The sequence below is a fragment of the Thioclava electrotropha genome, from assembly GCF_002085925.2.
Classification (GTDB): domain Bacteria; phylum Pseudomonadota; class Alphaproteobacteria; order Rhodobacterales; family Rhodobacteraceae; genus Thioclava; species Thioclava electrotropha.
The window spans coordinates 2,411,387-2,433,631 of sequence record NZ_CP053562.1 but is presented as its reverse complement, the minus strand read 5'-3'; the positions used below and the strand labels follow the sequence as shown (position 1 = coordinate 2,433,631).

Here is a 22,245-nt window from a genome sequence, read left to right as displayed (position 1 = left end):
CATGTCTAGGGATGATGTGGCCTCAGGCCAGCATCAGCATCGGGTTCTCGAGGTTCTCGCAGATCGCCTTCATCAGCTCAGCGCCGAGCGCGCCGTCGATCACGCGGTGATCGACTGAGAGCGTCATGGACATGACGGTCGCCACTTCGATCTCGCCCTCGTCATTCACGACCGGCTGCTTGATGCCCGCGCCGACGGCGAGGATCGCGCCGTGGGGCGGGTTGATGACCGCGTCGAAATTCTCGATCCCGAACATGCCGAGATTGGAGATCGCGAAGCTGCCGCCCTGATATTCATGCGGCGCGAGCTTGCGGTCGCGGGCACGGGCGGCGAGGTCTTTCATCTCCGCAGACAGCGTCGAGAGCGACTTCATCTCCGCATCCTTCAGCACCGGCGTGAACAGCCCGCCTTCGATTGCGACCGCGACGGCCACGTCCGAGGGCTTCAGCTTAAACACCTTGTCACCGGCCCAGACGGCATTCGCATCCGGCACCGATTGCAGCGCCAGCGCGCAGGCCTTGATGATGAAGTCGTTGACCGACAACTTCACGCCGCGCCCCTCGAGCTGCTTGTTGAGCTGCGAGCGGAATTTCATCAGCGCGTCGAGTTTGACGGAGCGGCGCAGGTAGAAATGCGGGATCGTCTGCTTGGCCTCGGTGAGACGCGCGGCGATGGTCTTGCGCATCCCGTTGAGCTCGATCTCCTCGTAATCGCGACCCTCATACATCTTGGCGATGGCCGAGGAGGAGACGGTCGGTGCTGCCGGGGCAGGGGCCGCGGCCTCCGCTTTCGGCGCGTCCGCCTTGGCCGGGGCTGCCTTGCCACCTTCAGCGGCTTCGACATCGGCCTTCACGATGCGACCTTTCGGACCCGAGCCCTTGAGCGCGGACAGATCGACGCCCTTGTCGGCGGCGATACGGCGTGCGAGCGGCGAGGCGAAGACGCGCTTGCCATCCGCATCCTGCGGGGCGGCGGGCGCTTTCTCGGTCTTCGGCGCGGCGCTCGGGGCCGACTTCGCGCCGCTCTTTTCGGCGGGCGCGTTGTCGGCGTCCTTGGTCTCTTTCGCATCCTCAGCGGCTTCGGCTTGTGCTTCCCCGGGAACGGGGCTCTCGGCCTCGTCCACGGCGCTTGCATCCTCGCCCTCTTCCAGCAGCACGGCGATCGGGTCGTTGACCTTCACGCCGGAGGTGCCTTCCGAGACGAGGATCTTGCCGATCACGCCTTCATCCACGGCCTCGAATTCCATCGTGGCCTTGTCGGTCTCGATCTCCGCGATGATGTCGCCAGAGGAGACTTCGTCCCCCTCTTTCACGAGCCATTTCGCGAGCGTGCCTTCCTCCATCGTGGGCGACAGGGCGGGCATCAAAATCTGGGTTGCCATTGCGCTATCCCCTTACCGGTAGGTGACTTTTTTGACCGCATCGACGACCTCGTCCGAGGTCACGAGTGCCATTTTCTCGAGGTTCGCCGCGTAGGGCATGGGCACGTCCTTGCCGGTGCAGTTGATCACCGGCGCGTCGAGCCAGTCGAAGGCGCGCTCCATGATCACGGCCGACAGGTGATTGCCGAAGCTTGCCACGGGGAAGCCTTCCTCGACGGTCACGCAGCGGTTGGTCTTGCGCACCGAGGCGAGCACCGTGTCGTAATCCACCGGGCGCAGGGTGCGCAGGTCGATCACTTCTGCGTCGATGCCCTCTTTCTCGAGCTTGTCCGCCGCTTCGAGCGCGTGGCTCATGCCGATGCCCCAGCTGACGATGGTGACATCCGACCCTTCGCGCCAGATCTTCGCCTTGCCGAAGGGGATGGTGAAGTCCTCCAGATCCGGCACCTCGAACGAGCGCCCGTAGAGGATCTCGTTCTCGAGGAAGATCACCGGGTTTGGATCGCGGATCGCCGATTTCAGCAGGCCTTTCGCATCGGCTGCCGAGTAGGGCTGCACCACTTTCAGGCCCGGAACATGGGCATACCATGCGCCGTAATCCTGGCTGTGCTGGGCCGCCACGCGGGCTGCCGCGCCGTTCGGGCCGCGGAACACCATCGGTGCGCCCATCTGGCCGCCCGACATATACAGCGTCTTCGCCGCCGAGTTGATGATCTGATCCATCGCCTGCATGGCGAAGTTGAAGGTCATGAATTCGACGATCGGGCGCAGTCCGCCGAAGGCCGCACCGACGCCGAGACCGGCGAAGCCATGCTCGGTGATGGGCGTGTCGATCACGCGGCGGTCGCCGAACTCGTCCAAGAGCCCTTGCGTGACCTTGTAGGCGCCTTGGTATTCGGCGACTTCCTCGCCCATCACGAAGACGGTGTCGTCGGAACGCATTTCCTCGGCCATCGCATCACGCAGCGCCTCGCGGACGGTCTGCGTCTTCATCGGCGTGCCTTCGGGCCAATCCGGCGTGGTGTCGGGCTTGGGCATGTCGTCGTCCGAGGATTTCGCCTGAGCGGGTGCCTTCGCGGGTTCGTCGCTCTCGTCGCTTTCAGCCGCATCCGAGCCAGTGCTCGGCGCTTCGGCCTCTTCCGCGGCGGAGGCATCTTCGCCTTCTTCCAGCATCACCGCGATCGGGTCGTTGACCTTCACGCCGGAAGTGCCTTCCGCGACGAGGATTTTGCCCAGCGTGCCTTCGTCGACCGCTTCGAACTCCATCGTGGCCTTGTCGGTCTCGATCTCGGCGATGATGTCACCGGCCGAAATCTCGTCGCCCTCTTTCTTGAGCCATTTCGCCAGCGTGCCCTCTTCCATCGTGGGCGAGAGCGCGGGCATCAGAATCTTGGTTGCCATCTGTCTTTCCCCCCTCAGGCGTTCTGCGGCGCGACATCGGTATAGATGTCGGTGTAAAGTTCATCCGCGGAGGGCTCGGGGCTCTCCTTGGCGAAATCGGCGGCGCCGTTGACGATCGCCTTGATATCCTTGTCGACCTGCTTGAGCTCGTCCTCGGTCGCGTGCTTGCCGGTCAGCAGAAGCTGGCGGATATGCTCGATCGCGTCGCGCTCTTCGCGCATCTTCTGCACCTCTTCGCGGGTCCGGTATTTCGCCGGGTCCGACATCGAGTGGCCGCGATAGCGATAGGTCTTGATCTCGAGGATGTAGGGGCCCTTGCCCGAGCGGCAGTGTGCGACGGCCTTCTCGCCGGCCTGTTTCACCGCCAGCACGTCCATCCCGTCGACTTCCTCGCCCGCGATGCCATAGGCGATGCCGCGTTCATAGAAGTCCGGCGACTTGGTCGCGCGCTTCACGCTGGTGCCCATGGCGTATTGGTTGTTCTCGATCACGAAGACGACCGGAAGATCCCAGAGCTGCGCCATGTTGTAGGTCTCTGCGACCTGACCCTGGTTCGCCGCGCCGTCGCCGAAATAGGTGAAGGTGACGTTGTCGTTGCCCTTGTATTTATCCGCGAAGGCGAGGCCCGCGCCGATCGGCACCTGCGCCGCGACGATGCCGTGGCCGCCGTAGAAATGCTTCTCTTTCGAGAACATGTGCATCGAGCCGCCCTTACCCTTCGAGTAACCGCCATCGCGGCCCGTGAGCTCGGCCATCACGCCTTTCGGGTCCATCCCGCAGGCGAGCATGTGCCCGTGATCGCGATAGGAGGTGACGCGCTTGTCGCCTTCCTTCGCCGCAGCCTCGAGGCCCACGACCACCGCTTCCTGCCCGATATAAAGGTGGCAGAAGCCGCCGATCAGACCCATGCCGTAAAGCTGACCCGCCTTCTCTTCGAAGCGCCGGATCAGCAGCATGTCATGGTAATATTGCTTGAGTTCCTCGGCCGAGACATTCGCGCCCGCTTTGGCGCCGCTCGCCGAGCCTTTCCGTGCTGCCATTGGTCAGACCTCCCTTGGCCGGAATAGTTTAGCGTTAAACCATTCCTTACAGCAATGCCGGGCCGAAGGCAATGACCCTGCGGTATCGCAGGGCAGGAATGGCGCTCACGTTTCAACTAGGGCCGGTGAGGCGGTTTTCGAGCGATGTTTGTGCCGCGAAAATGGGCAGGCCTGTAAGCCTCTCAGCGGATCACGATCTCGTCCGAGCGCATCGCGCCCAGCACTTCGCGCGCCCGGCTGTCGAGGAGGTCCAGATCGAGGTAATCGTCGGAGAGGCGATGGGTCAGGTTGGCCATCCGGTCGACCTTGGCGCGCAGCGCATCGCGCTCGGCGCGCTTGGCGTCGATCTCCGCTTCGATCTGCACGCGGCTGAGAATGCCGTAACGCCCCTGCACGGCGGCAAAGGCGAAATAGGCGCCCAGCACCACCGCCACGGTCACGAAAATCAGAGGCCCGATCGTGGGGCGTCTCATCACCATTGTCCTGCCTCGCTTCTTCGCTGGTCGCGTGCCTGTCCCCCAGACCCGCGCCACGGCCTCTGACGGGCCCTGTGCCTCGAATCATGTCACATGTGATTCGTCATTGGAATCCCCCGGATGATCAATTCTGCAAAGATTTAGCATGCCGTTGCGCACCGGGTTGTGCATCGGGCGGTGCGCCGGTTCCGCACCTTTCTTGTCCGGGACGCGGCTTTAGCGTGTCCCGGCGCGACGCCGCAAGGTCGCCTGCGATTCAAAAAAGCGGGCCGCCTCCCGACGCCCCGCTTCGGCTTGGTTCAAATATCCCGGGGGAGCTCCCGCAGGGAGTGGGGGCAGAGCCCCCTGATCGGTTAACCGACCTTACCCCGCCACAGACGCCGCATGGATCGAGGTGATCGCCTCTTCCAGCATCGCGTTGAACTCTTCGTCCGACTGCTGGGCCGAGAGACCCTCCGTCAGCGCACGCGAGAAGGAGGCGATCATTCCGGTGTTCTTCGCCAGCTTCTCATTCGCCTCGTCGCGCGAATAGCCGCCCGAGAGCGCCACGACCTTCAGCACCTTCGGGTGATCGACCAGCGGCTTGTAGCGGTTCGGCTCGGTCGGCAGCGAGAGCTTCAGCATCACCTGCTTGCCGTCCGGCACCGTGTCGAGATGGCTCAGGATCTCGGCCAGCAGCATCTGTTCGGCCTCGTCCTTGTCAGCAATCGAGATCGTCACTTCCGGCTCGAGGATCGGCACGAGCCCGTGGCTCAGCACCTGCATGCCCAGCTCGAACTGCTGATCGACGATCGCCTTGATGCCGCCGACATTGGCTGCCGAGATCACCGACCGCTCCTTTGTGCCGAAGATGCCCGCCTTGACCGCGCGCGACAGCAGATCGTCGAGGCCCGGGATCGGCTTCATCAGCTGCACGCCGTTCTCTTCGGCCTCCAGCCCCTTGTCGATCTTCAGGAAGGGCACCACGCCGCGCTTTTCCCAAAGATAGGTGGCGGTGGGCGTGCCGTCGATCTCGCGATCCATCGTCTGCTCGAACAGGATCGCGCCGACCACTTTCTCGCCGGTGAAGGCGGGGGATTTGATGATCCGCGCGCGCATCTGGTGGATCAGGTCGAACATTTCCTCTTCGCCATTATAGGCGTCTTCCTCGATCCCGTAGAGCCGCAGCGCCTTGGGGGTGGAGCCGCCCGACTGGTCGAGGGCTGCGATGAAGCCGTTGCCCTCGCGCATCTGTTCGGTCTGCTTGGCGTTGGACATGGGAATTCCTCCTGCGGGATATTGGGTCGTCTGAAGGGATAGTTTCCGCGCCGGGGCGATGCAACGCTGGTGACGCTAACATCGCGAAATGGCGTGAATTTTGGCGTGACCTCGCCGCTGCGCGCCGTCCTGCGCCGCGAAAAGACGCGCAAATGAAAAGGGCCGGGGCGCTCTCGCAGCCCCGGCCCGGTCCGTCTCTGCGCCCTGTCACAGGGCGCGAAGCTCAGTTCTGCTGGTCGAGCGCGGCCACGCCCGGCAGGACCTTGCCTTCCATCCATTCGAGGAAGGCGCCGCCCGCGGTCGAGATATAGGAGAAGTCCTTCGCCGCATCGGCCTTGTTGAGCGCCGCGACCGTATCGCCACCGCCCGCGACCGAGATCAGCTTCTCGTCGCGGGTCAGTTCGGCCGCTTTCGCCGCCGCCGCATTGGTCGCCGCATCGAAGGGCGCGATCTCGAACGCGCCGAGCGGGCCGTTCCAGATCAGCGTGCGCGAGTTCTCGAAGACCTTCGTGATCTCCTCGACGGATTTCGGACCGGCGTCGAGGATCATCGCATCCGCCGGGCAGGCGTCATTGGCCACGGTCTCGTTCTCGGCGCCCGCCTTGAACTCGCGCGCCACGACCACGTCGACGGGCAGGTGGATCTTGCATCCCGCATCCTTGGCTTTCTCCATGATCTCTTGCGCGGTGCCCGCCATGTCGCGCTCTGCCAGCGATTTGCCGACATCGATGCCCTGCGCCACAAGGAAGGTGTTGGCCATGCCGCCGCCGATGATCAGGTGATCGACCTTGGCCACCAGATTGCCCAGCAGGTCGAGCTTGGTCGAGACCTTCGCGCCGCCCACGACCGCCGTCACCGGACGCTCGGGGTCACCGAGAGCCGCCTCGAGCGCCTTCAGCTCGGCTTCCATCAGACGACCGGCGGCTGCGGGCAGGATTTTCGCGATGCCTTCGGTCGAAGCGTGCGCACGGTGCGCGGCCGAGAAGGCGTCGTTGACATAGACCTCGCCGAGCGCGCCCATCTCGGCGGCCAGCATCGGGTCGTTCTTCTCTTCGCCTGCGTGGAAGCGGGTGTTCTCCAGCAGCAGAACCTCGCCCTTCTGCAGCGCGCCCACGGCTTCCTTCGCGGGGCCGCCGACGCAGTCCTTGGCGAATTTCACCGGGAAGCCGAAGGCTTTCTCCAGCGCGGGCACCAGCGGCTCGAGGCTCATTTCGGGGACGACCTGACCCTTGGGGCGACCGAAATGCGCCAGCAGCACCGGTTTGCCGCCCTTCGACATGATGTCCTGCACGGTCGGCACGATCTTCTCGATCCGCGTCGCGTCGGTCACTTTTCCGTTCTCCACGGGCACGTTGATATCCACGCGCACCAGCACGACCTTACCGTCCAGATCGACCTCGTCGAGGGTTTTCCAAGCCATGAAATCACTCTCCCTATCTGCGCAGGGGACCATCATGAATGTGGCCCGCTCCCGCGGCTTGCGTTCTTCATGCCTGCGGCGATGGGTCGCGTCAACACGGCTGACCGAACTGCGGCGCTTTGTCCTTGCCGCGCAAGGGCCTCGCTCCTATGGTCGGCCCAAATTTTCAACGGAGGACCCAATGGCCGATATCAAGGATCCCGAGAACACGATCATCATCGAGCTCAAGGACGGGCCGGTCGTGATCGAGCTTCTCAGCGACGTCGCCCCGAAACATGCCGAGCGCATGAAGCAACTTGCCCGCGACGGCGCCTATGACAACGTGGCCTTCCACCGCGTGATCGAGGGCTTCATGGCCCAGACCGGCGATGTCGCGAACGCGAATATGGAAAAGGACTACAATCCGGGCCGCGCGGGCACGGGCGGGTCGCAATATCCCGACCTTCCGGCGGAATTCTCGAAGCTGCCGCATGATCGCGGGACGCTGGGCGCGGCGCGCTCGCAGAACCCGAACTCGGCCAATTCGCAGTTCTTCATCAACTTCAAGGACAACCATTTCCTGAACGGTCAATACACGGTCTATGGTCGCGTGATCGAGGGCATGGACAATGTCGACAAGATCGCGCGCGGCGAGCCGCCGCAGAACCCCGACCGGATGATCTCGGTGAAGGTGGCCGCCGATGCGTAATATCCTGCGCCGCACCGTTCTCGCCGCCGCCGCAAGCCTCGTCGTCGCAGCACCCGCGGCCTTCGCACAAGACAGCTCGGGCGTTGCCGATACCGGCGGGCCGAAGCTCGTCCTGCAGATTGGTGGTCAGACCGAGGGCAAGGTCGTGATCGACTTGCTCACCGACAAGGCCCCGAAATCTGCCGAACGATTGATGACGCTCGCCAAGGAAGGCAAATACGACGATGTCGTCTTCCACCGCGTGATCGACGGCTTCATGGCCCAGACGGGCGATGTGCAATTCGGCAAGAAGGGCGGAGATACGTCGATGGCCGGCATGGGCGGCTCCGATCTGCCCGATCTTCCGGCGGAATTCTCGAATATCTCCTTCCAGCGCGGCATCGTGGGCATGGCCCGCTCGGCTGATCCGAACTCGGCCAATTCGCAGTTTTTCATCATGTTCGCGCCCGCCCCCCATCTCGACGGGCAATATACCGTCGTGGGCCATGTCGTGAGCGGCATGGATGTGGTCGACAAGATCAAGAAGGGCGACGCCGCGCGCAACGGCGTGGTCGACGACCCCGATTACATCGTCAAGGCGACGGTGGAAGACAAGTAAACCGGGCAAGGGGGCTTCGGCCCCCTTTCTCTTGCGCAGGCTGCCACTTTCGGCTTGGCCCAAATATCCCGGGGGGCTTCGCGTCAGCGAAGTGGGGGCAGAGCCCCCTCTCCCTTAAGTTTGTCGCCCTACGGCGACGGGGGGCAGGGCCCCCTGCGCGTTACAGCCGTGCGATGCGCTCGGTCAGGAGCTTGTAGAACCCGTCCGCATCCAGATCACCCATGAACATCGCATTCGGCGCCCGGTCGGTCACGCGCCACCAGTCGGTGACGGTCATGCCCATGGTCAGCTCCGATGTGGTCTCGATCTCGACATTGATATGCCGCCCCGTGAACAGGTCGGGCTTGAGCAGATAGGCGATCACGCAGGGATCGTGCAGCGGTGCGCCCTCGGAGCCGTATTTCGCCATGTCGAAGCGCTCGAAGAAGTCGGTCCAGCTGGCGACCGCATGGCCGACGCGCGTGCCGAGATTGCGGAACGCCTCGACGCGGGCGCGGGTGGTGAGCGCCTTATGCGTCACGTCGAGCGGCATCACCACCAGCGGCACGCCGGATCTGAACACGATCTCGGCGGCCTGCGGGTCGACATGGATGTTGAATTCGGCGGCGGGTGTGGTGTTGCCCACCTCGAAATAGGCGCCGCCCATCAGCACGATCTCTGCGATCTTCTCGGCGATGTCGGGGGCGCGTTGGAGCGCGGTCGCGATATTGGTGAGCGGGCCCAGCGGGCAGAGCGTCACGCTGCCGGCGGGATGGGCGCGCAGCGTCTCGATCAGGAAATCGACCGCGTGTTGGTCCTGCAGCGGCATCTTAGGCTCGGGCAGTTCGATCCCGTCGAGCCCGGTCTTGCCGTGGACATATTCCGCCGTGACCAGGTCGCGCGCGAGCGGGCTGTCGCAGCCCGCATAGACCTGCACATCCGTTCGCCCGGCCAGTTCGCAGACCACGCGCGCGTTCTTGGACGTCAGCTGCAGCGGCACGTTCCCGGCAACACAGGTGATGCCCAGAACTTCGAGGTCGGGGCTGGCCAGCGCCAGCAGGATCGCCACCGCGTCATCCTGTCCGGGATCGGTATCGATGATGATCTTGCGCGCCATTTTCGCCTCCTTCGCGGGTCCGGCGCGACCTTGGCGCGGCGGCGCGGCGATGTCCAGATATGGGTGCGGGTGACCCTCGGGCACACCAAATCGACATTACCTATGCGTGTGTTCGCCGCGAAGCTTTCCTGCGGGCGGCCACATTTGGCCACATTCGGTCTCTAGACCACTATCTGCAGGGAAGGACACCCAGACATGAACCAGCATCACATCTTCATCGCAGCGCCCGCTTCGGGTGGAATGAGTGGCCAGATGGCACGCACGCTTGGCTGTGGGCAGGACGCTTTGGCCCGCGCAGGCTATGGTCCGGCGGTGATCGGGGCTGCGGCTGGCGGGCGTGTCCATCTCGATTCGCAATTGATCGGCGATGCGGCGGCGGGGCTCTATCACCTCTTCGCCCGGGCGCAGGAACGGGCCGAGCGGTTCCGCGAGGCGCTGAGCGGTTCGGTCGGGCGCGTGGTGCTCTACGCGCCGAGCTATGAAGAGTATTACCCGGCGCTCTGGCGTGATCTCGCCGCGCGCCGTCCGCTCAAGCCCTTCGCAGAGCTGACGCCGCGCCTGATGGCGCGTCCGCGCCGCTGGGTGAACGTGGTGCGCGATCTGAAAGCCGGTCTCAACCCGCGCGAAATCATCGTGCTGCCGCATGGCTCGAAAATCGGCGAGGCGATGGCCGCGCTGGTGCCGGGCGCGTCGCTCGATCCCGCGCCCGATGCCGAGGCCGCGCATGCCGATACGGTGATCGCGATGATGCAGCGCCTGCACCATTCGGGCGTCGTGATCGGGCCGAAGCAGAAACGCCGTCTGGCGCGGTTCCATCACCAGCAGCCGCAAGGTACGCCGATAGCCGAGTTCGATCCGCTCGACCGGGCCTCGCTGCAGCGGCGCTATGAGCAGGATCTCGAACAGATGGCCGCCATCGACGGCGTGCGCATCGGCCCCGACGAGGCGCTGCAGATCGCGGCCCAGTAACCGCTGCGGTTGCTCACCATTTCCGGAGAATGAAAAAAGCGGCGCCCGTTGGACGCCGCTTTCTCTGTTTCAGGTCTGATCGCGATCAGCCGTCGAGATCGACCTCGTCGATCAGCTTCAGCGCGGTCGGGCGCAGCTCGGCCAGTTTCGCGAGGTCCAGCGTATCGGGCGTGAACTCGCCCCAGCTTTGCACCAGTTCGGAGCGCGCAACGCCCGGCTTGATCGGGAATTCGTGGTTGGTCTGAGCGTAGATTTCCTGCGCCTCATCCGAGACGAGGAATTCCATCAGCTTGAGCGCATCGTCGCGGTTTGGCGCGGATTTGGTCATCGCCATGCCCGAGACGTTCATATGGGTGCCGCCTTCTTCGAAGACCGGGAAGGTGATGCGCACGGAATTGGCCCATTGCGCCTGCTCGGGATCGGCGAGCATCTGGCCCATGTAATAGGTGTTGCCCAGCGAGATGTCGCATTCGCCCGCCCAGATCGACTTCACCTGGCTGCGGTCGTTGCCCTCGGGCGTCTTGGCGAGGTTCGCCTTCAGCCCTTCGAGCCATTCCTTGGTCGCCTCTTCGCCGTGATGGGCGAGATAGGCCGAGGTCAGCGCGACGTTGTAATCCGAGGTGAAGGAGCGGGTGCAGATGCGGCCCTTCCATTTGTCGGAGGCGAGGTCTTCATAGGTTGTCACCTCGCCATCGGCCACGCGCTCTTTCGAGGCATAGACGATGCGGGCGCGCGAGGTCAGGCCGAACCAGTGGTTCTGCGGGTCGCGGAATTCGGCGGGGATCGTGTCTTGCAGCGCCGGGTCCTCGACCGCCTGCGTCACGTCCGCATTCACTACTTCGCTCAGCCGTGCGATGTCGACGGTCAGCACCAGATCGGCGGGGGAGCGGTCGCCCTCGGCTTTCAGGCGCTCGACCATGCCTTTCTCGACATAGGCGATGTTCACCGCGATCCCGGTCTCTTCGGTGAAAGCGTCGAGCACGGGCTGGATCAGTTCGGGCTGACGGTGGGAGTAGATGTTCACATCCGCAAGCGTCGGCGTGGCGAGGGCCGTGCCCATCAGGGCGAGGGCGAGGGTCCGGGTCATTGAAGTCTCCATTCGCGTTTTCGTGAGCGAAGAGGTAACGGTCGCTCACGAACGCGTCAATGCCTGAGTGAATTGATCGGAAATATTTTGCCGCTGCCTGCCTGCCCGCTTTTTGGGCGTTCGATTGACCAATGGGCAGGGGCAGGGCGCATTTTTTGAAATTGCGGCTTTTACCGGAGCGCCGCCTCCGTCATCGTGAAATCGCGAAGACTTATTGCGGGAGCGAGACTTATGGCGATCCATGCCAGCATTTATCACCTGACCCATTACACCTATGACCGCCCGGTGACGCTCGGCCCGCAGATCATCCGCCTGCGTCCCGCGCCGCATTCGCGCACCCGGGTGATCTCGCATTCGCTCAAGGTCTCGCCCGGCGGGCATTTCGTGAATCACCAGCAGGACCCCTACGGCAACTGGCTCGCGCGCTTCGTCTTCCCCGAACCGGTGACGGAGCTGAAGATCGAGGTGGACCTGACTGCGGACATGACCGTCTACAACCCGTTCGACTTCTTCACCGAGGAGTTTGCCGAGGAATGGCCCTTCGACTACCCCGAGGAGCTGCGCGACGACCTGTCGATCTACCGCACGCCCGAGCCGGAAGGCCCGCTGCTGGCGCAGTTCATCGGCGAGATCGACTACACGATCAAAGGGACGGTCAATTTCCTCGTCGCGCTGAATGCGCATATCTCGAAGGTGGTGGATTACACGATCCGCATGGACCCCGGCGTGCAGACGCCCGAGGAGACCTTGCAGAAACGCTCGGGCTCGTGCCGGGACAGCTCGTGGCTCTTGGTGCAGGTGCTGCGGCATCTGGGGTTCGCGGCGCGGTTCGTCTCGGGCTACCTGATCCAGCTGAAACCCGATCTGGAGGCGCTCGACGGGCCGTCTGGCACCGATCACGACTTCACCGACCTGCACGCATGGTGCGAGGTCTTCATCCCCGGTGCGGGCTGGATCGGTCTGGACCCGACGTCCGGATTGCTGACCGGCGAGAGCCATATCCCGCTGGCGGCCACGCCCCATTTCCGCAATGCCGCGCCGATCTCGGGGGGCTTTTCCTCGGTCGGTAGCCCGGAGGTGAGTTTCGCCTTCGACATGACGGTAGACCGGGTGGCCGAACATCCGCGCATCACCAAGCCGTTTTCCGACGAGGCCTGGGACCGGCTCAATGCGCTGGGGCGCAAGGTGGACGAAAGCCTGAAAGCGGGCGATGTGCGCCTGACCATGGGCGGCGAGCCGACCTTCGTCTCCATCGACGACTTCGAGAGCGACGAGTGGAACACCGCCGCCGTCGGTCCGCAAAAGCGTGCTCTGGCCGACGAGCTGATCCGGCGGCTGCGGGATCGCTTCGCGCCGGGGGGCTTCCTGCATTACGGGCAGGGAAAGTGGTATCCGGGCGAAAGCCTGCCGCGCTGGACCTTCTCGCTCTACTGGCGGCGCGACGGCAAGCCGATCTGGCGCGACGAGGATCTGATCGCCAAGGAGGGCGACAAGACCGGCGCGGGGCCGGAGGAGGCCGGTACCTTGATGCGCGGCATCGCCGAACATCTGGGGATCGAGCCCGAGCACGCCCAGCCCGCCTATGAAGACCCGGCCGAATGGATGCTGAAAGAGGGCAATCTGCCCGCCAACGTCACGCCCGAAGACAGCAAGCTGAAGAACCCCGAGGATCGTGCGCGTTTCGCGCGGGTCTTCAATCGCGGGCTGGAGACGCCCACGGGCTACATCCTGCCGGTGCAACGCTGGCAGGCCAAGGCGAAGCCCGGCCATCGCTGGCGCTCGGAGAAGTGGAAGACCCGGCGCGGCAAGCTGTTCCTGATCCCCGGGGACAGCCCCGCGGGGTTCCGTCTGCCGCTGGGCGCGCTGCCCTATGTGCCGCCCGCGCAATATCCCTATCACTACGTCACCGACACCTCGCTGCCCAAAGGCGATCTGCCCGACTTCCATGCCGAGATGGAGAAGGCTGCCGAGAAGGGGCTGGTCGACAAGCCCACGGAGGAACACAGCCAGCCCGTCTCCGAGGCGCAATCGGCCGAGCCGGGGCAGCGGATCGTCGAGCAGGATCTCGATACCATCGACGGCGTGGTGCGCACTGCGATCTCGGTCGAGCCGCGCGACGGGCGGCTGTGCGTTTTCATGCCGCCGACCGAGGATCTGGAAGATTACCTCGAACTGATCGCCGCCGCCGAGGAAAGCGCCAAGGCGATGGGCCTGCCGATCCATATCGAAGGCTACGCCCCGCCGCATGATCCGCGCCTCAACGTGATCCGGGTCGCGCCCGATCCCGGTGTGATCGAGGTGAATATCCATCCCGCCCATAGCTGGGAGGATTGCGTCGCCACCACCGAGGCGATCTATGAAGAGGCCCGCCAGTCGCGGCTGGGGGCCGACAAGTTCATGATCGACGGGCGCCATACCGGTACGGGGGGCGGCAATCACGTGGTTGTCGGGGGAGAGACGCTGCTCGACAGCCCCTTCCTGCGTCGCCCCGATCTGCTAAAATCGCTGATCCTGATCTGGCAGCGGCATCCGTCGCTGTCCTACCTGTTCTCGGGCCTCTTCATCGGCCCGACCTCGCAGGCGCCTCGCATCGACGAGGCGCGGCACGATACGCTCTACGAGTTGGAAATTGCACTGAGCCAGATCCACCCGCCCGAGGCAGGCAACGTGCCGCCGCCGTGGCTGGTGGACCGTCTGCTGCGCAACATGCTGACCGACGTGACCGGCAATACCCACCGGGCGGAGATCTGCATCGACAAGATGTATTCGCCCGACGGCCCCACGGGGCGCCTTGGTCTCGTCGAGTTCCGCGGCTTCGAGATGCCGCCGGACCCGCGCATGTCGCTCGCTCAGCAACTGCTGCTGCGCGCCATCATCGCGCGGTGCTGGAATGCTCCGGTCGAGGGGCGTCCGGTGCGCTGGGGGACGGTGCTGCATGACCGCTTCATGCTGCCGCATTACCTGTGGGAGGATTTCACCGATCTTCTCGCCGACCTGCGCCGCCACCGCTTCGATCTCGATCCGCAATGGTTCGAGGCGCAATCGGAGTTCCGTTTTCCCTTCTGCGGTCAGATCGAGGCCGAAGGCGTGCATCTCGAGATCCGTCAGGCGCTGGAGCCATGGCATGTGCTGGGAGAGACCGGCGCCATTGGCGGCACGGTGCGCTATACCGACAGCTCGGTCGAGCGCTTGCAGGTGAAGATGACCTCGCTCCATCAGGACCGCTACAGGGTGATGTGCAACCGCCGTCCCGTGCCGTTGGCTCGGACACAGGAAAGTGGTGTCTCGGTCGCCGGGGTACGCTTCAAGGCGTGGCAACCTGCGGAGGCGCTGCATCCGACGCTGCCGGTCAATGCGCCGCTGACCTTCGACATCTATGACGACTGGACGGGCAGGGCGATCGGGGGCTGCATCTATCACGTGGCCCATCCGGGGGGGCGCAACTACGATACCTTCCCGGTGAACGGCAACGAGGCGGAAGCCCGCCGATTGGCACGCTTCGAGGGGCATGGTCACACGCCGGGGGCATATCGTCCGGAACCGGAGACCCCCCATCCGGAGTTCCCCCTGACGCTTGACCTGCGACGTCCTGTCGGGCTGAGTTGATCCGAGCCTAACGGAGACCCGATGCAAAGCCCCGATACGCCCGACGCTGCGAGCCCGCTCGAACAGCACCCGCTTCTGGCGGGCTATGCGCCCGTGCCGGGCGTGGCCGACGAGCTGTTCGAACGCTCCGGTGCGATGCGGCGCGTCTGGCGGCCCTTCGTGGAGAAGTTCCTGAAGCTCGAACCCGGGGAAATCCCGCAACGCTTCGAGCGCGCCAATCAGTATCTGCGCGATGCGGGCGTCTATTACCGGCAATATTCCAACGACGTGCTGGCCGAACGCGAATGGCCGCTGAGCCATATCCCCGTCGTCCTGCATGAAAGCGAGTGGTCGGGTATCTGCGAGGGGCTGGCACAGCGCGCCGATCTGCTGGAGGCGGTGATGGCCGACCTCTACGGGCCGGGAAATCTCGTCTCGAACGGGCACCTGCCGCCCGAGCTGATCGCAGGCAACGCGCATTGGATGCGCCCCATGGTGGGGGTGGAGCCCAAGGGGGGGAATTACCTGCATTTCCTCGCCTTCGAGATCGGGCGCTCACCGGATGGGTCGTGGTTTGTGCTGGGGGATCGAACGCAGGCGCCCTCGGGGGCGGGTTTCGCGCTGGAGAACCGGATGGCTACGGGGCGCATCTTCCCCGAGAGCTTCCCGCGCGATCATATCCACAAGCTCGCCACCTTCTTTAGCGATTTCCGCGCTGCGCTGGAGACGCTTGCGGGGCGGGGAGAGGGCGATATGCGCCGCGCCGCGATCCTGACGCCGGGCCCGGCCAATGACAGCTACTATGAGCATACCTATATCGCGCGCTACCTTGGTCTCTCGCTGCTCGAAGGCGAGGATCTGCTGGTGCAGAATGGTGAGGCGATGGTGCGCACGATCGAGGGGCCGCAACCCTTGGGCGCGCTCTGGCGGCGGATGGATGCGGGCTTCGTCGATCCGCTCGAGATGGACCCCGACACGCAGATCGGCACGCCGGGTCTGATGGAGGCGGTGCGCGAGGGCAATCTCGCGATGGTCAACGCGCTGGGCGCGGGCGTACTGGAGACCCGCGCGCTGATGGCCTTCCTGCCGAAGATTTCGCGGGTGCTGACCGGGCAGCCGCTCGCCATGCCCAATATCGCGACATGGTGGTGCGGCGGCGCGTCCGAGCGCGCCCATGTCCGCGCCAATGCCGAGACCATGATGATCGGCCCTGCGATGGCGGTGAACCTGCCCTTCGATCTGGATGCCGCGACCGCGCTGGGCGGACAGTTCCGGTCGGGCGCGGAGGTGCCGATCGCGGATTGGCTGGAGGCCGAGGGCCGGCATCTGGTGGGGCAGGAGGCGGTGACGCTGTCCACGACGCCCGCATGGCATGACGACGGGCAGGGCGGCGGCTCGGTCCGGCCCTGTCCGATGACGGTGCGGGTGTTTGCGGCGCGCACGCCGCAGGGCTGGCAGTTCATGAAGGGCGGCTATGCCCGGATCGGGCCGGAGGGCGATGCGACCGCTCTGTCGATGCAGCAGGGCGGGGCCGTGGCCGATGTCTGGATCGTCTCGGACAAGCCGGTGCCCTCGGCGAGCATGGCGCCGCGCCAGACCGGCACCTTCCGGCGCAAGATCCCCGGCACGCTGCCTGCGCGCGCCGCCGACAACCTCTATTGGCTCGGCCGCTATATCGAGCGCTGCGAAGACTCGATCCGGGTGATCCGCGCCTATCACCTGCGCCTCGCCGCGACAGGAAGCCCGGAAGACGAGCGGTTGGCTCGTCTGGCGGAGTTCCTCGGCGCGCATGGCTTCGATATCTCGCAACCCGTGCCGGATGCGCTGTTGCAGCGGCTCGATGCGGCGCAGGCCTGCGCGTCGAAAGTGCGCGACCGGTTCTCGACCGATGGCTGGCTGGCGCTGAAGGACCTGTCGAAAACCGCCCGCGGCATGGTAAGCACCGCGCGCCCCGGCGACGATACGGCGCGCGCAATGGGGGTGCTTTTGCGCAAGATCACCGGGTTCTCCGGTCTCGTGCACGAGAACATGTATCGTTTCGAGGGCTGGCGCTTCCTGTCGATCGGGCGGGCGCTGGAACGCGCCGACGGGATTGCCGCGCTGCTCATCCGTTTCACCGCCGAGGATGCGCCGGAAGGCGCGCTCGATCTGGCGGTGGAGGTGGCCGACAGCGTCATCACCCACCAGCGCCGCTACCGGGTGCGCACCAATCTGGAAACGGTGCTGGACCTGCTCGTGCTCGACGCCGCCAACCCGCGCGCAATTCTGTTTCATCTCAATCGGTTGAAGGCGCTTCTTGATGAGCTTCCCGAGGCCGAGGTGGCCGGGCGTCCGGGCGATCTGCTGCGCGCGCTGATGCCTCTGCGCACGCAGCTCTCGGTGATGGAGCCGGAGGAGGTCACGCCGCAAATGTTGCAGCAGATCCGGTCCGACCTGTTCCGGCTCTCCGATCTCGTGTCGCAGAAATATCTGAGGTAATACGATGCGTTACGAGGTGAAGTTAAAGCTAATCTACCGGTATAACGCGCCCTCCGATCACGCGCGGACCTTGCTGCGGGTGCTGCCGTCGGACATTGCGGGCATGCAGACGGTCACGTCGCGCCTGCTCAGCTTCGATCCGCCACCCGATGAGCGCCACGACTCGCGCGATTTCTTCGGCAATGCGATGACCTCGGCGGTCTGGCACGCGCCGATCGCCGAGATCGGCGTCATCCTTAACGCCAAGATTGACCGGGGGCTCGCGGAGCCGGGGCTGGACCTGTCCTCGCCGCGCGAGGAGTTGGCGCAGGAGATCGCTCAATTCCGCAGCCTCGCGCCCAATGCGCCGCATCATTTTCTCGCGGCCTCACGCCGTGCGGCTCCGATGAAAGAGATGACGGAGTTCGCTCAGGCACAGTTGCAGCCGGGCCAGACCGCGCGCGGCGCGATCGAGGCGGTGGGCCGCGCGTTGCACCGCGAGATGCGCTTCGATGCGGGCGCGACCGATGTGAACACGCCCGCAGCCGAGGCTTTCGCGAACCGCCACGGCGTCTGTCAGGATTTCAGCCATATCATGATCTCCTGCCTGCGCGGGGTGGGGATCCCGGCGGGCTATGTCTCGGGCTTTCTGCGCACCTATCCGCCGCCCGGCCAACCGCGTCTGGAAGGCGCAGATGCGATGCATGCCTGGGTGCGCGCCTGGGCGGGCGCCGAGACCGGCTGGGTCGAGTTCGATCCGACCAACAATCAATATGCGGGCGAGGATTACATCACCGTCGGCTATGGGCGCGACTATGACGACGTGCCGCCCCTGCGCGGGGCGATGCGCGGCGCAGGCGGTCAGCAAAGCGCGCAGGCGGTGGATGTGATCCCGCTCGATTGAGCCTGCGCAACCCCGGCGCGCCATCGTGCGGCGCGCCGAGGGATTCGCACGAAAGCTTCACTGGCTCGTGACCCGCGACGTCGCGGCATTCATTGACCACGTGATCAAAGCACGATTTACTCCTCACCAGTTTGTGTTTGAACCGTCCCACGATGTCGCGGCTGCGCGACCGGAGGGGGCGGCAGCACTCACGAAAAGACCAACCAACAGGAAGGACAGACCATGACCATTCGCTCGATGCTTTTGGCGGGGGCTGCCGCGGTGATGATGACCGCAGGCGGAGCCGGCGCCAAGACGCTCGTTTATTGCTCGGAAGCGTCGCCGGAAGGCTTTGATCCCGCGCCCTACACCTCGGGCACGACGTTCGACGCCTCGTCGCACCCGGTCTACGACCAGCTGGTCGAATTCAAGCCGGGCACGACCGAGATCGAACCGGGCCTCGCAGAAAGCTGGGACGTCTCCGACGACGGCCTGACCTACACGTTCAACCTGCGCAAGGGCGTGAAATTCCACTCGGTCGAGGGCTTCACCCCCAGCCGCGATTTCAACGCCGATGACGTGATTTTCTCGTTCGACCGTCAGGGCAACAAGGACAACCCCTATTACGCTTACGCGCCGGGCGTTTCCTATGAATACTATGCTGGCATGGACATGCCGACGATCATCAAATCGATCGAGAAAGTCGACGATTACACGGTGAAGTTCACTCTGTCCGAGCCGAACGCGCCGTTCCTTGCCGACCTCGCGATGGACTTCGCGTCGATCATGTCGAAGGAATATGCCGACAAGCTCGCCGGCGAAGACCGCAAGGCCGACATCAACAACGTGCCGGTCGGCACCGGTCCGTTCTCCTTCGTGGCCTACCAGAAGGACGCCGTGATCCGCTACAAAGCGAACCCGGATTACTTCAAGGGCAAGACCCCGGTCGACGATCTGATCTTCGCGATCACCCCCGATCCGGCGGTGCGCATGCAGAAGCTGCAGGCGGGCGAATGCCAGATCATGCCGTACCCGTCGCCGGCCGACATTCAGGCGCTCAAGGACGACTCGAACATCAAGGTCGACGAGCAGCCCGGTCTGAACGTGGCTTACCTCGCCTACAACACCACGCAGGCGCCGTTCGACAAGCCGGAAGTCCGCAAGGCGCTGAACATGGCGATCAACAAGGACGCGATCATCGACGCGGTCTTCCAGGGCGCTGGCCAGGTTGCCAAGAACCCGATCCCGCCGACCATGTGGTCCTATAACAAGGACATCAAGGACGACGCCTACGATCCTGAGCAGGCTAAGAAAATGCTCGACGAGGCTGGCGTCAAAGATCTCGAGATGAACATCTGGGCGATGCCCGTGCAGCGGCCCTACATGCCGAACGCACGCCGCACCGCGGAGCTGATGCAATCGGATCTCGCCAAGGTCGGCGTCACCGCGAACATCGTCTCCTACGAGTGGGGCGAGTATCTGAAGAAGTCGAAAGATCCGACCCGTGACGGTGCGGTGATCCTCGGCTGGACCGGCGACAATGGCGACCCGGACAACTTCCTCGCGGTTCTGCTCGGCGGCTGAAAGCGGTGCAAACCGTGCCTTCTGGTGCGATCAGAAATTCGACGATCTGATCACCAAGGCGCGTCAATCGAGCGATCAGGCCGAGCGTACCAAGCTCTATGAACAGGCTCAGGAAGTCTTCAAAGAGCAGGCGCCGTGGGACACCATCGCCCACTCGACCGTGTTCATGCCGATGTCGACCAAAGTCAGCGGCTACGTGATGAGCCCGCTGGGCGGTCACGACTTCTACGGGGTGGACATCTCGGAGTGATCCTGAGAATACCCGCGTGATTGGGGCGTCCGGGAGACCGGGCGCCTCGCAATACTTTTAGGGGCCAAACATCGGAGACCGATGACCGCTGGCGCAACTGGGTGCGGCGGGCAGGGGCTCCCCACAGGTTCCGAAGAGAACCGCAAACAGGACCGGTGACATGTTACGTTTCATAATCGGCAAGATCCTCTGGCTGATCCCCACGCTGATCGGCATCACGATCGTGGCCTTCGGGTTCGTTCGGGTGCTGCCCGGGGACCCGGTGCTGCTGATGGCAGGCGAGCGCGGGCTGAGCCCCGAACGCCATGCTGAGCTGGCGCATCAGCTCGGCTTCGACCGCCCGCTCTGGCAGCAATATCTCGATTTCATCTGGCAACTCGCCCATGGCAATCTCGGCGACAGCCTCGTGACCCACAAGCCGGTGCTGGGCGAGTTCTTCGCGCTCTTCCCGGCCACGCTGGAGCTGGGCGTCTGCGCGATGTTCCTCGCCGTCGTGATCGGCGTTCCGATCGGCGTGCTGGCCGCGATCAAGCGCGGCTCGTGGTTCGATCAGGCGACGATGGGCACGGCGCTCGTGGGCTATTCGATGCCGATCTTCTGGTGGGGCCTGCTGCTGATCATCCTGTTCTCGGGCATCCTGCAATGGACGCCGGTCTCGGGGCGCATCTCGCTGATGTATTACTTCCCCAACGGCACGGGCTTCATGATCTGGGACGCGCTGATGTCGGGGCAATCCGGCGCGCTGACCTCGGCGCTGAGCCACCTGATCCTGCCTGCGGTCGTGCTCGCCACGATCCCGCTCGCGGTGATCGCGCGCCAGACCCGTTCGGCGATGCTTGAAGTGCTGGGCGAGGATTACGTCCGCACCGCGCGCGCCAAGGGGATGCCGCCGCGCCGCGTCGTGGGCGTCCACGCGCTGCGCAATGCGATGATCCCGGTGATCACCACGATCGGCCTGCAGGTCGGTATGCTGATGGCCGGCGCGATCCTGACCGAGACGATCTTCTCCTGGCCGGGCATCGGCAAATGGATGGTCGATTCGATCTCGCGGCGCGACTACCCCTCCGTGCAGGGCGGTCTGTTGATGATCGCGCTGATCGTGATGTTCGTGAACCTGATCGTGGACCTGCTCTACGGTCTGATTAACCCGCGTATCCGGCATAGGTGAGTGACATGTCCGAAGTGACCGAAACCGATATTCCGGCCGGCACGCGCCGCGCGCAATTCGCCGAGTTCTGGTTCTATTTCAAAGAAAACCGTGGGGCCGTGATCGGTCTGGTGGTGTTCGCCCTGATCGCGCTGGCCGCGATCGCGGCACCGCTGATCTCGCCCTTCGATCCCGACACGCAGTTCCGCGACGCGCTTCTGGCGACGCCGCTGACGCATGATGCCAACGGCACCTTCCTGATGGGCACCGATGCGGTCGGGCGCGATATCCTCTCGCGTCTGCTGTTCGGCGCGCGCTTCTCGCTGTTCATCGGCGTGATGGTGGTGCTGCTCGCGCTCTCCGTGGGGGTGATCCTCGGGCTGCTCGCCGGTTGGTTCGGCGGCTGGGTCGATACCGTGATCATGCGGGTGATGGATATCATCCTCGCCTTCCCGTCGCTGCTCTTGGCACTCGTCTTCGTGGCGGTGCTCGGCCCGGGGCTGATCAACGCGATGATCGCCATCGCCATCGTCTATCAGCCGCATTTCGCGCGCCTGACCCGCGCCGCGGTGCTGTCAGAGAAGAACCGCGATTACGTCATGGCCGCTCAGGTCGCGGGCGCGGGCCATATGCGCCTGATGTTCCGCACGGTTCTGCCGAACTGCCTCGCGCCGCTGATCGTGCAGGGCACGCTGAGCTTCTCGAACGCGATCCTCGACGTGGCGGCCCTTGGCTTCCTCGGCATGGGCGCACAGCCGCCGACGCCGGAATGGGGCACGATGCTGTCGGAAGCGCGCGAGTTCATCCTGCGTGCTTGGTGGGTCGTGACCTTCCCGGGTCTCGCGATCCTCGTGACCGTGCTGGCGATCAACCTGATGGGCGACGGCCTTCGCGACGCGCTCGATCCGAAACTGAAGCGGAGCTAA

Annotated in this window: 16 protein-coding genes and 1 pseudogene; 9 read left to right on the top strand and 8 right to left on the bottom strand. The window is 64.6% G+C overall.

Annotated elements, in window-relative coordinates; translation table 11 throughout:
• Positions 1 to 22 precede the first annotated feature (22 nt).
• From AKL02_RS11555 to AKL02_RS11530, 6 genes are all read right to left on the bottom strand, one after another.
• Positions 23 to 1,381, bottom strand: a complete 1,359-nt coding sequence (locus tag AKL02_RS11555) for a pyruvate dehydrogenase complex dihydrolipoamide acetyltransferase (protein WP_083077250.1) — start codon at positions 1,379 to 1,381, stop codon at positions 23 to 25.
• A gap of 12 nt (positions 1,382 to 1,393) precedes the next feature.
• Positions 1,394 to 2,782 carry a pyruvate dehydrogenase complex E1 component subunit beta gene (locus tag AKL02_RS11550; RefSeq protein WP_083077247.1) on the bottom strand — a complete coding sequence of 463 codons (1,389 nt, stop codon included), beginning with the start codon at positions 2,780 to 2,782 and terminating at the stop codon, positions 1,394 to 1,396.
• A gap of 14 nt (positions 2,783 to 2,796) precedes the next feature.
• Positions 2,797 to 3,822: a pyruvate dehydrogenase (acetyl-transferring) E1 component subunit alpha gene (gene pdhA / locus AKL02_RS11545; RefSeq protein WP_078520888.1), complete on the bottom strand. Its 1,026-nt coding sequence runs from the start codon at positions 3,820 to 3,822 to the stop codon at positions 2,797 to 2,799.
• Positions 3,823 to 4,004: 182 nt separating this feature from the next.
• Positions 4,005 to 4,301, bottom strand: coding sequence for an FtsB family cell division protein (locus AKL02_RS11540; RefSeq protein WP_152844401.1), 297 nt, complete (start codon positions 4,299 to 4,301; stop codon positions 4,005 to 4,007).
• A gap of 360 nt (positions 4,302 to 4,661) precedes the next feature.
• Positions 4,662 to 5,555, bottom strand: coding sequence for a fructose bisphosphate aldolase (locus AKL02_RS11535; protein WP_083077245.1), 894 nt, complete (start codon positions 5,553 to 5,555; stop codon positions 4,662 to 4,664).
• Positions 5,556 to 5,778: 223 nt separating this feature from the next.
• Positions 5,779 to 6,975 carry a phosphoglycerate kinase gene (locus tag AKL02_RS11530; protein WP_083077242.1) on the bottom strand — a complete coding sequence of 399 codons (1,197 nt, stop codon included), beginning with the start codon at positions 6,973 to 6,975 and terminating at the stop codon, positions 5,779 to 5,781.
• A 181-nt stretch (positions 6,976 to 7,156) separates the two neighbouring features.
• Between AKL02_RS11530 and AKL02_RS11525 the strand changes: the two genes are divergently transcribed.
• Both AKL02_RS11525 and AKL02_RS11520 read left to right on the top strand, forming a co-directional pair.
• Positions 7,157 to 7,663, top strand: coding sequence for a peptidylprolyl isomerase (locus AKL02_RS11525; protein WP_078520883.1), 507 nt, complete (start codon positions 7,157 to 7,159; stop codon positions 7,661 to 7,663).
• Positions 7,656 to 8,261 (top strand): peptidylprolyl isomerase, encoded by a 606-nt coding sequence (locus AKL02_RS11520; protein ID WP_078540620.1) that lies wholly within the window; start codon positions 7,656 to 7,658, stop codon positions 8,259 to 8,261. Before AKL02_RS11525 ends, AKL02_RS11520 begins: the two co-directional genes overlap by 8 nt.
• A gap of 160 nt (positions 8,262 to 8,421) precedes the next feature.
• On the opposite strand, the gene AKL02_RS11515 is transcribed toward AKL02_RS11520, so the two are convergent.
• Positions 8,422 to 9,357: a nucleoside hydrolase gene (locus tag AKL02_RS11515; protein WP_083077240.1), complete on the bottom strand. Its 936-nt coding sequence runs from the start codon at positions 9,355 to 9,357 to the stop codon at positions 8,422 to 8,424.
• A 195-nt stretch (positions 9,358 to 9,552) separates the two neighbouring features.
• Between AKL02_RS11515 and AKL02_RS11510 the strand changes: the two genes are divergently transcribed.
• Complete coding sequence (locus AKL02_RS11510; RefSeq protein WP_083077238.1) at positions 9,553 to 10,326, top strand: hypothetical protein; 774 nt, start codon at positions 9,553 to 9,555, stop codon at positions 10,324 to 10,326.
• 85 nt (positions 10,327 to 10,411) lie between these two features.
• Here AKL02_RS11510 and AKL02_RS11505 read toward each other — a convergent pair whose 3' ends face one another.
• Positions 10,412 to 11,413, bottom strand: a complete 1,002-nt coding sequence (locus AKL02_RS11505) for a Fe(3+) ABC transporter substrate-binding protein (RefSeq protein WP_232621605.1) — start codon at positions 11,411 to 11,413, stop codon at positions 10,412 to 10,414.
• 231 nt (positions 11,414 to 11,644) lie between these two features.
• Between AKL02_RS11505 and AKL02_RS11500 the strand changes: the two genes are divergently transcribed.
• From AKL02_RS11500 to AKL02_RS11475, 6 genes and pseudogenes are all read left to right on the top strand, one after another.
• A complete protein-coding gene (locus AKL02_RS11500; protein WP_083077235.1) occupies positions 11,645 to 15,019 on the top strand; it encodes a transglutaminase family protein in 3,375 nt (1,124 codons plus the stop codon).
• A 21-nt stretch (positions 15,020 to 15,040) separates the two neighbouring features.
• Positions 15,041 to 17,476: a circularly permuted type 2 ATP-grasp protein gene (locus AKL02_RS11495; RefSeq protein ID WP_083077232.1), complete on the top strand. Its 2,436-nt coding sequence runs from the start codon at positions 15,041 to 15,043 to the stop codon at positions 17,474 to 17,476.
• A 4-nt stretch (positions 17,477 to 17,480) separates the two neighbouring features.
• Complete coding sequence (locus AKL02_RS11490) at positions 17,481 to 18,359, top strand: transglutaminase family protein (RefSeq protein WP_083077229.1); 879 nt, start codon at positions 17,481 to 17,483, stop codon at positions 18,357 to 18,359.
• Positions 18,360 to 18,581: 222 nt separating this feature from the next.
• Positions 18,582 to 20,172 (top strand): annotated as a pseudogene (locus AKL02_RS11485) (ABC transporter substrate-binding protein).
• Positions 20,173 to 20,332: 160 nt separating this feature from the next.
• Positions 20,333 to 21,340, top strand: coding sequence for an ABC transporter permease subunit (locus tag AKL02_RS11480; RefSeq protein WP_078520874.1), 1,008 nt, complete (start codon positions 20,333 to 20,335; stop codon positions 21,338 to 21,340).
• Between the two features lie 5 nt (positions 21,341 to 21,345).
• The gene (locus tag AKL02_RS11475) at positions 21,346 to 22,245 is read left to right on the top strand and encodes an ABC transporter permease subunit (protein ID WP_078520873.1); all 900 of its coding nucleotides are present in this window, start codon (positions 21,346 to 21,348) and stop codon (positions 22,243 to 22,245) included.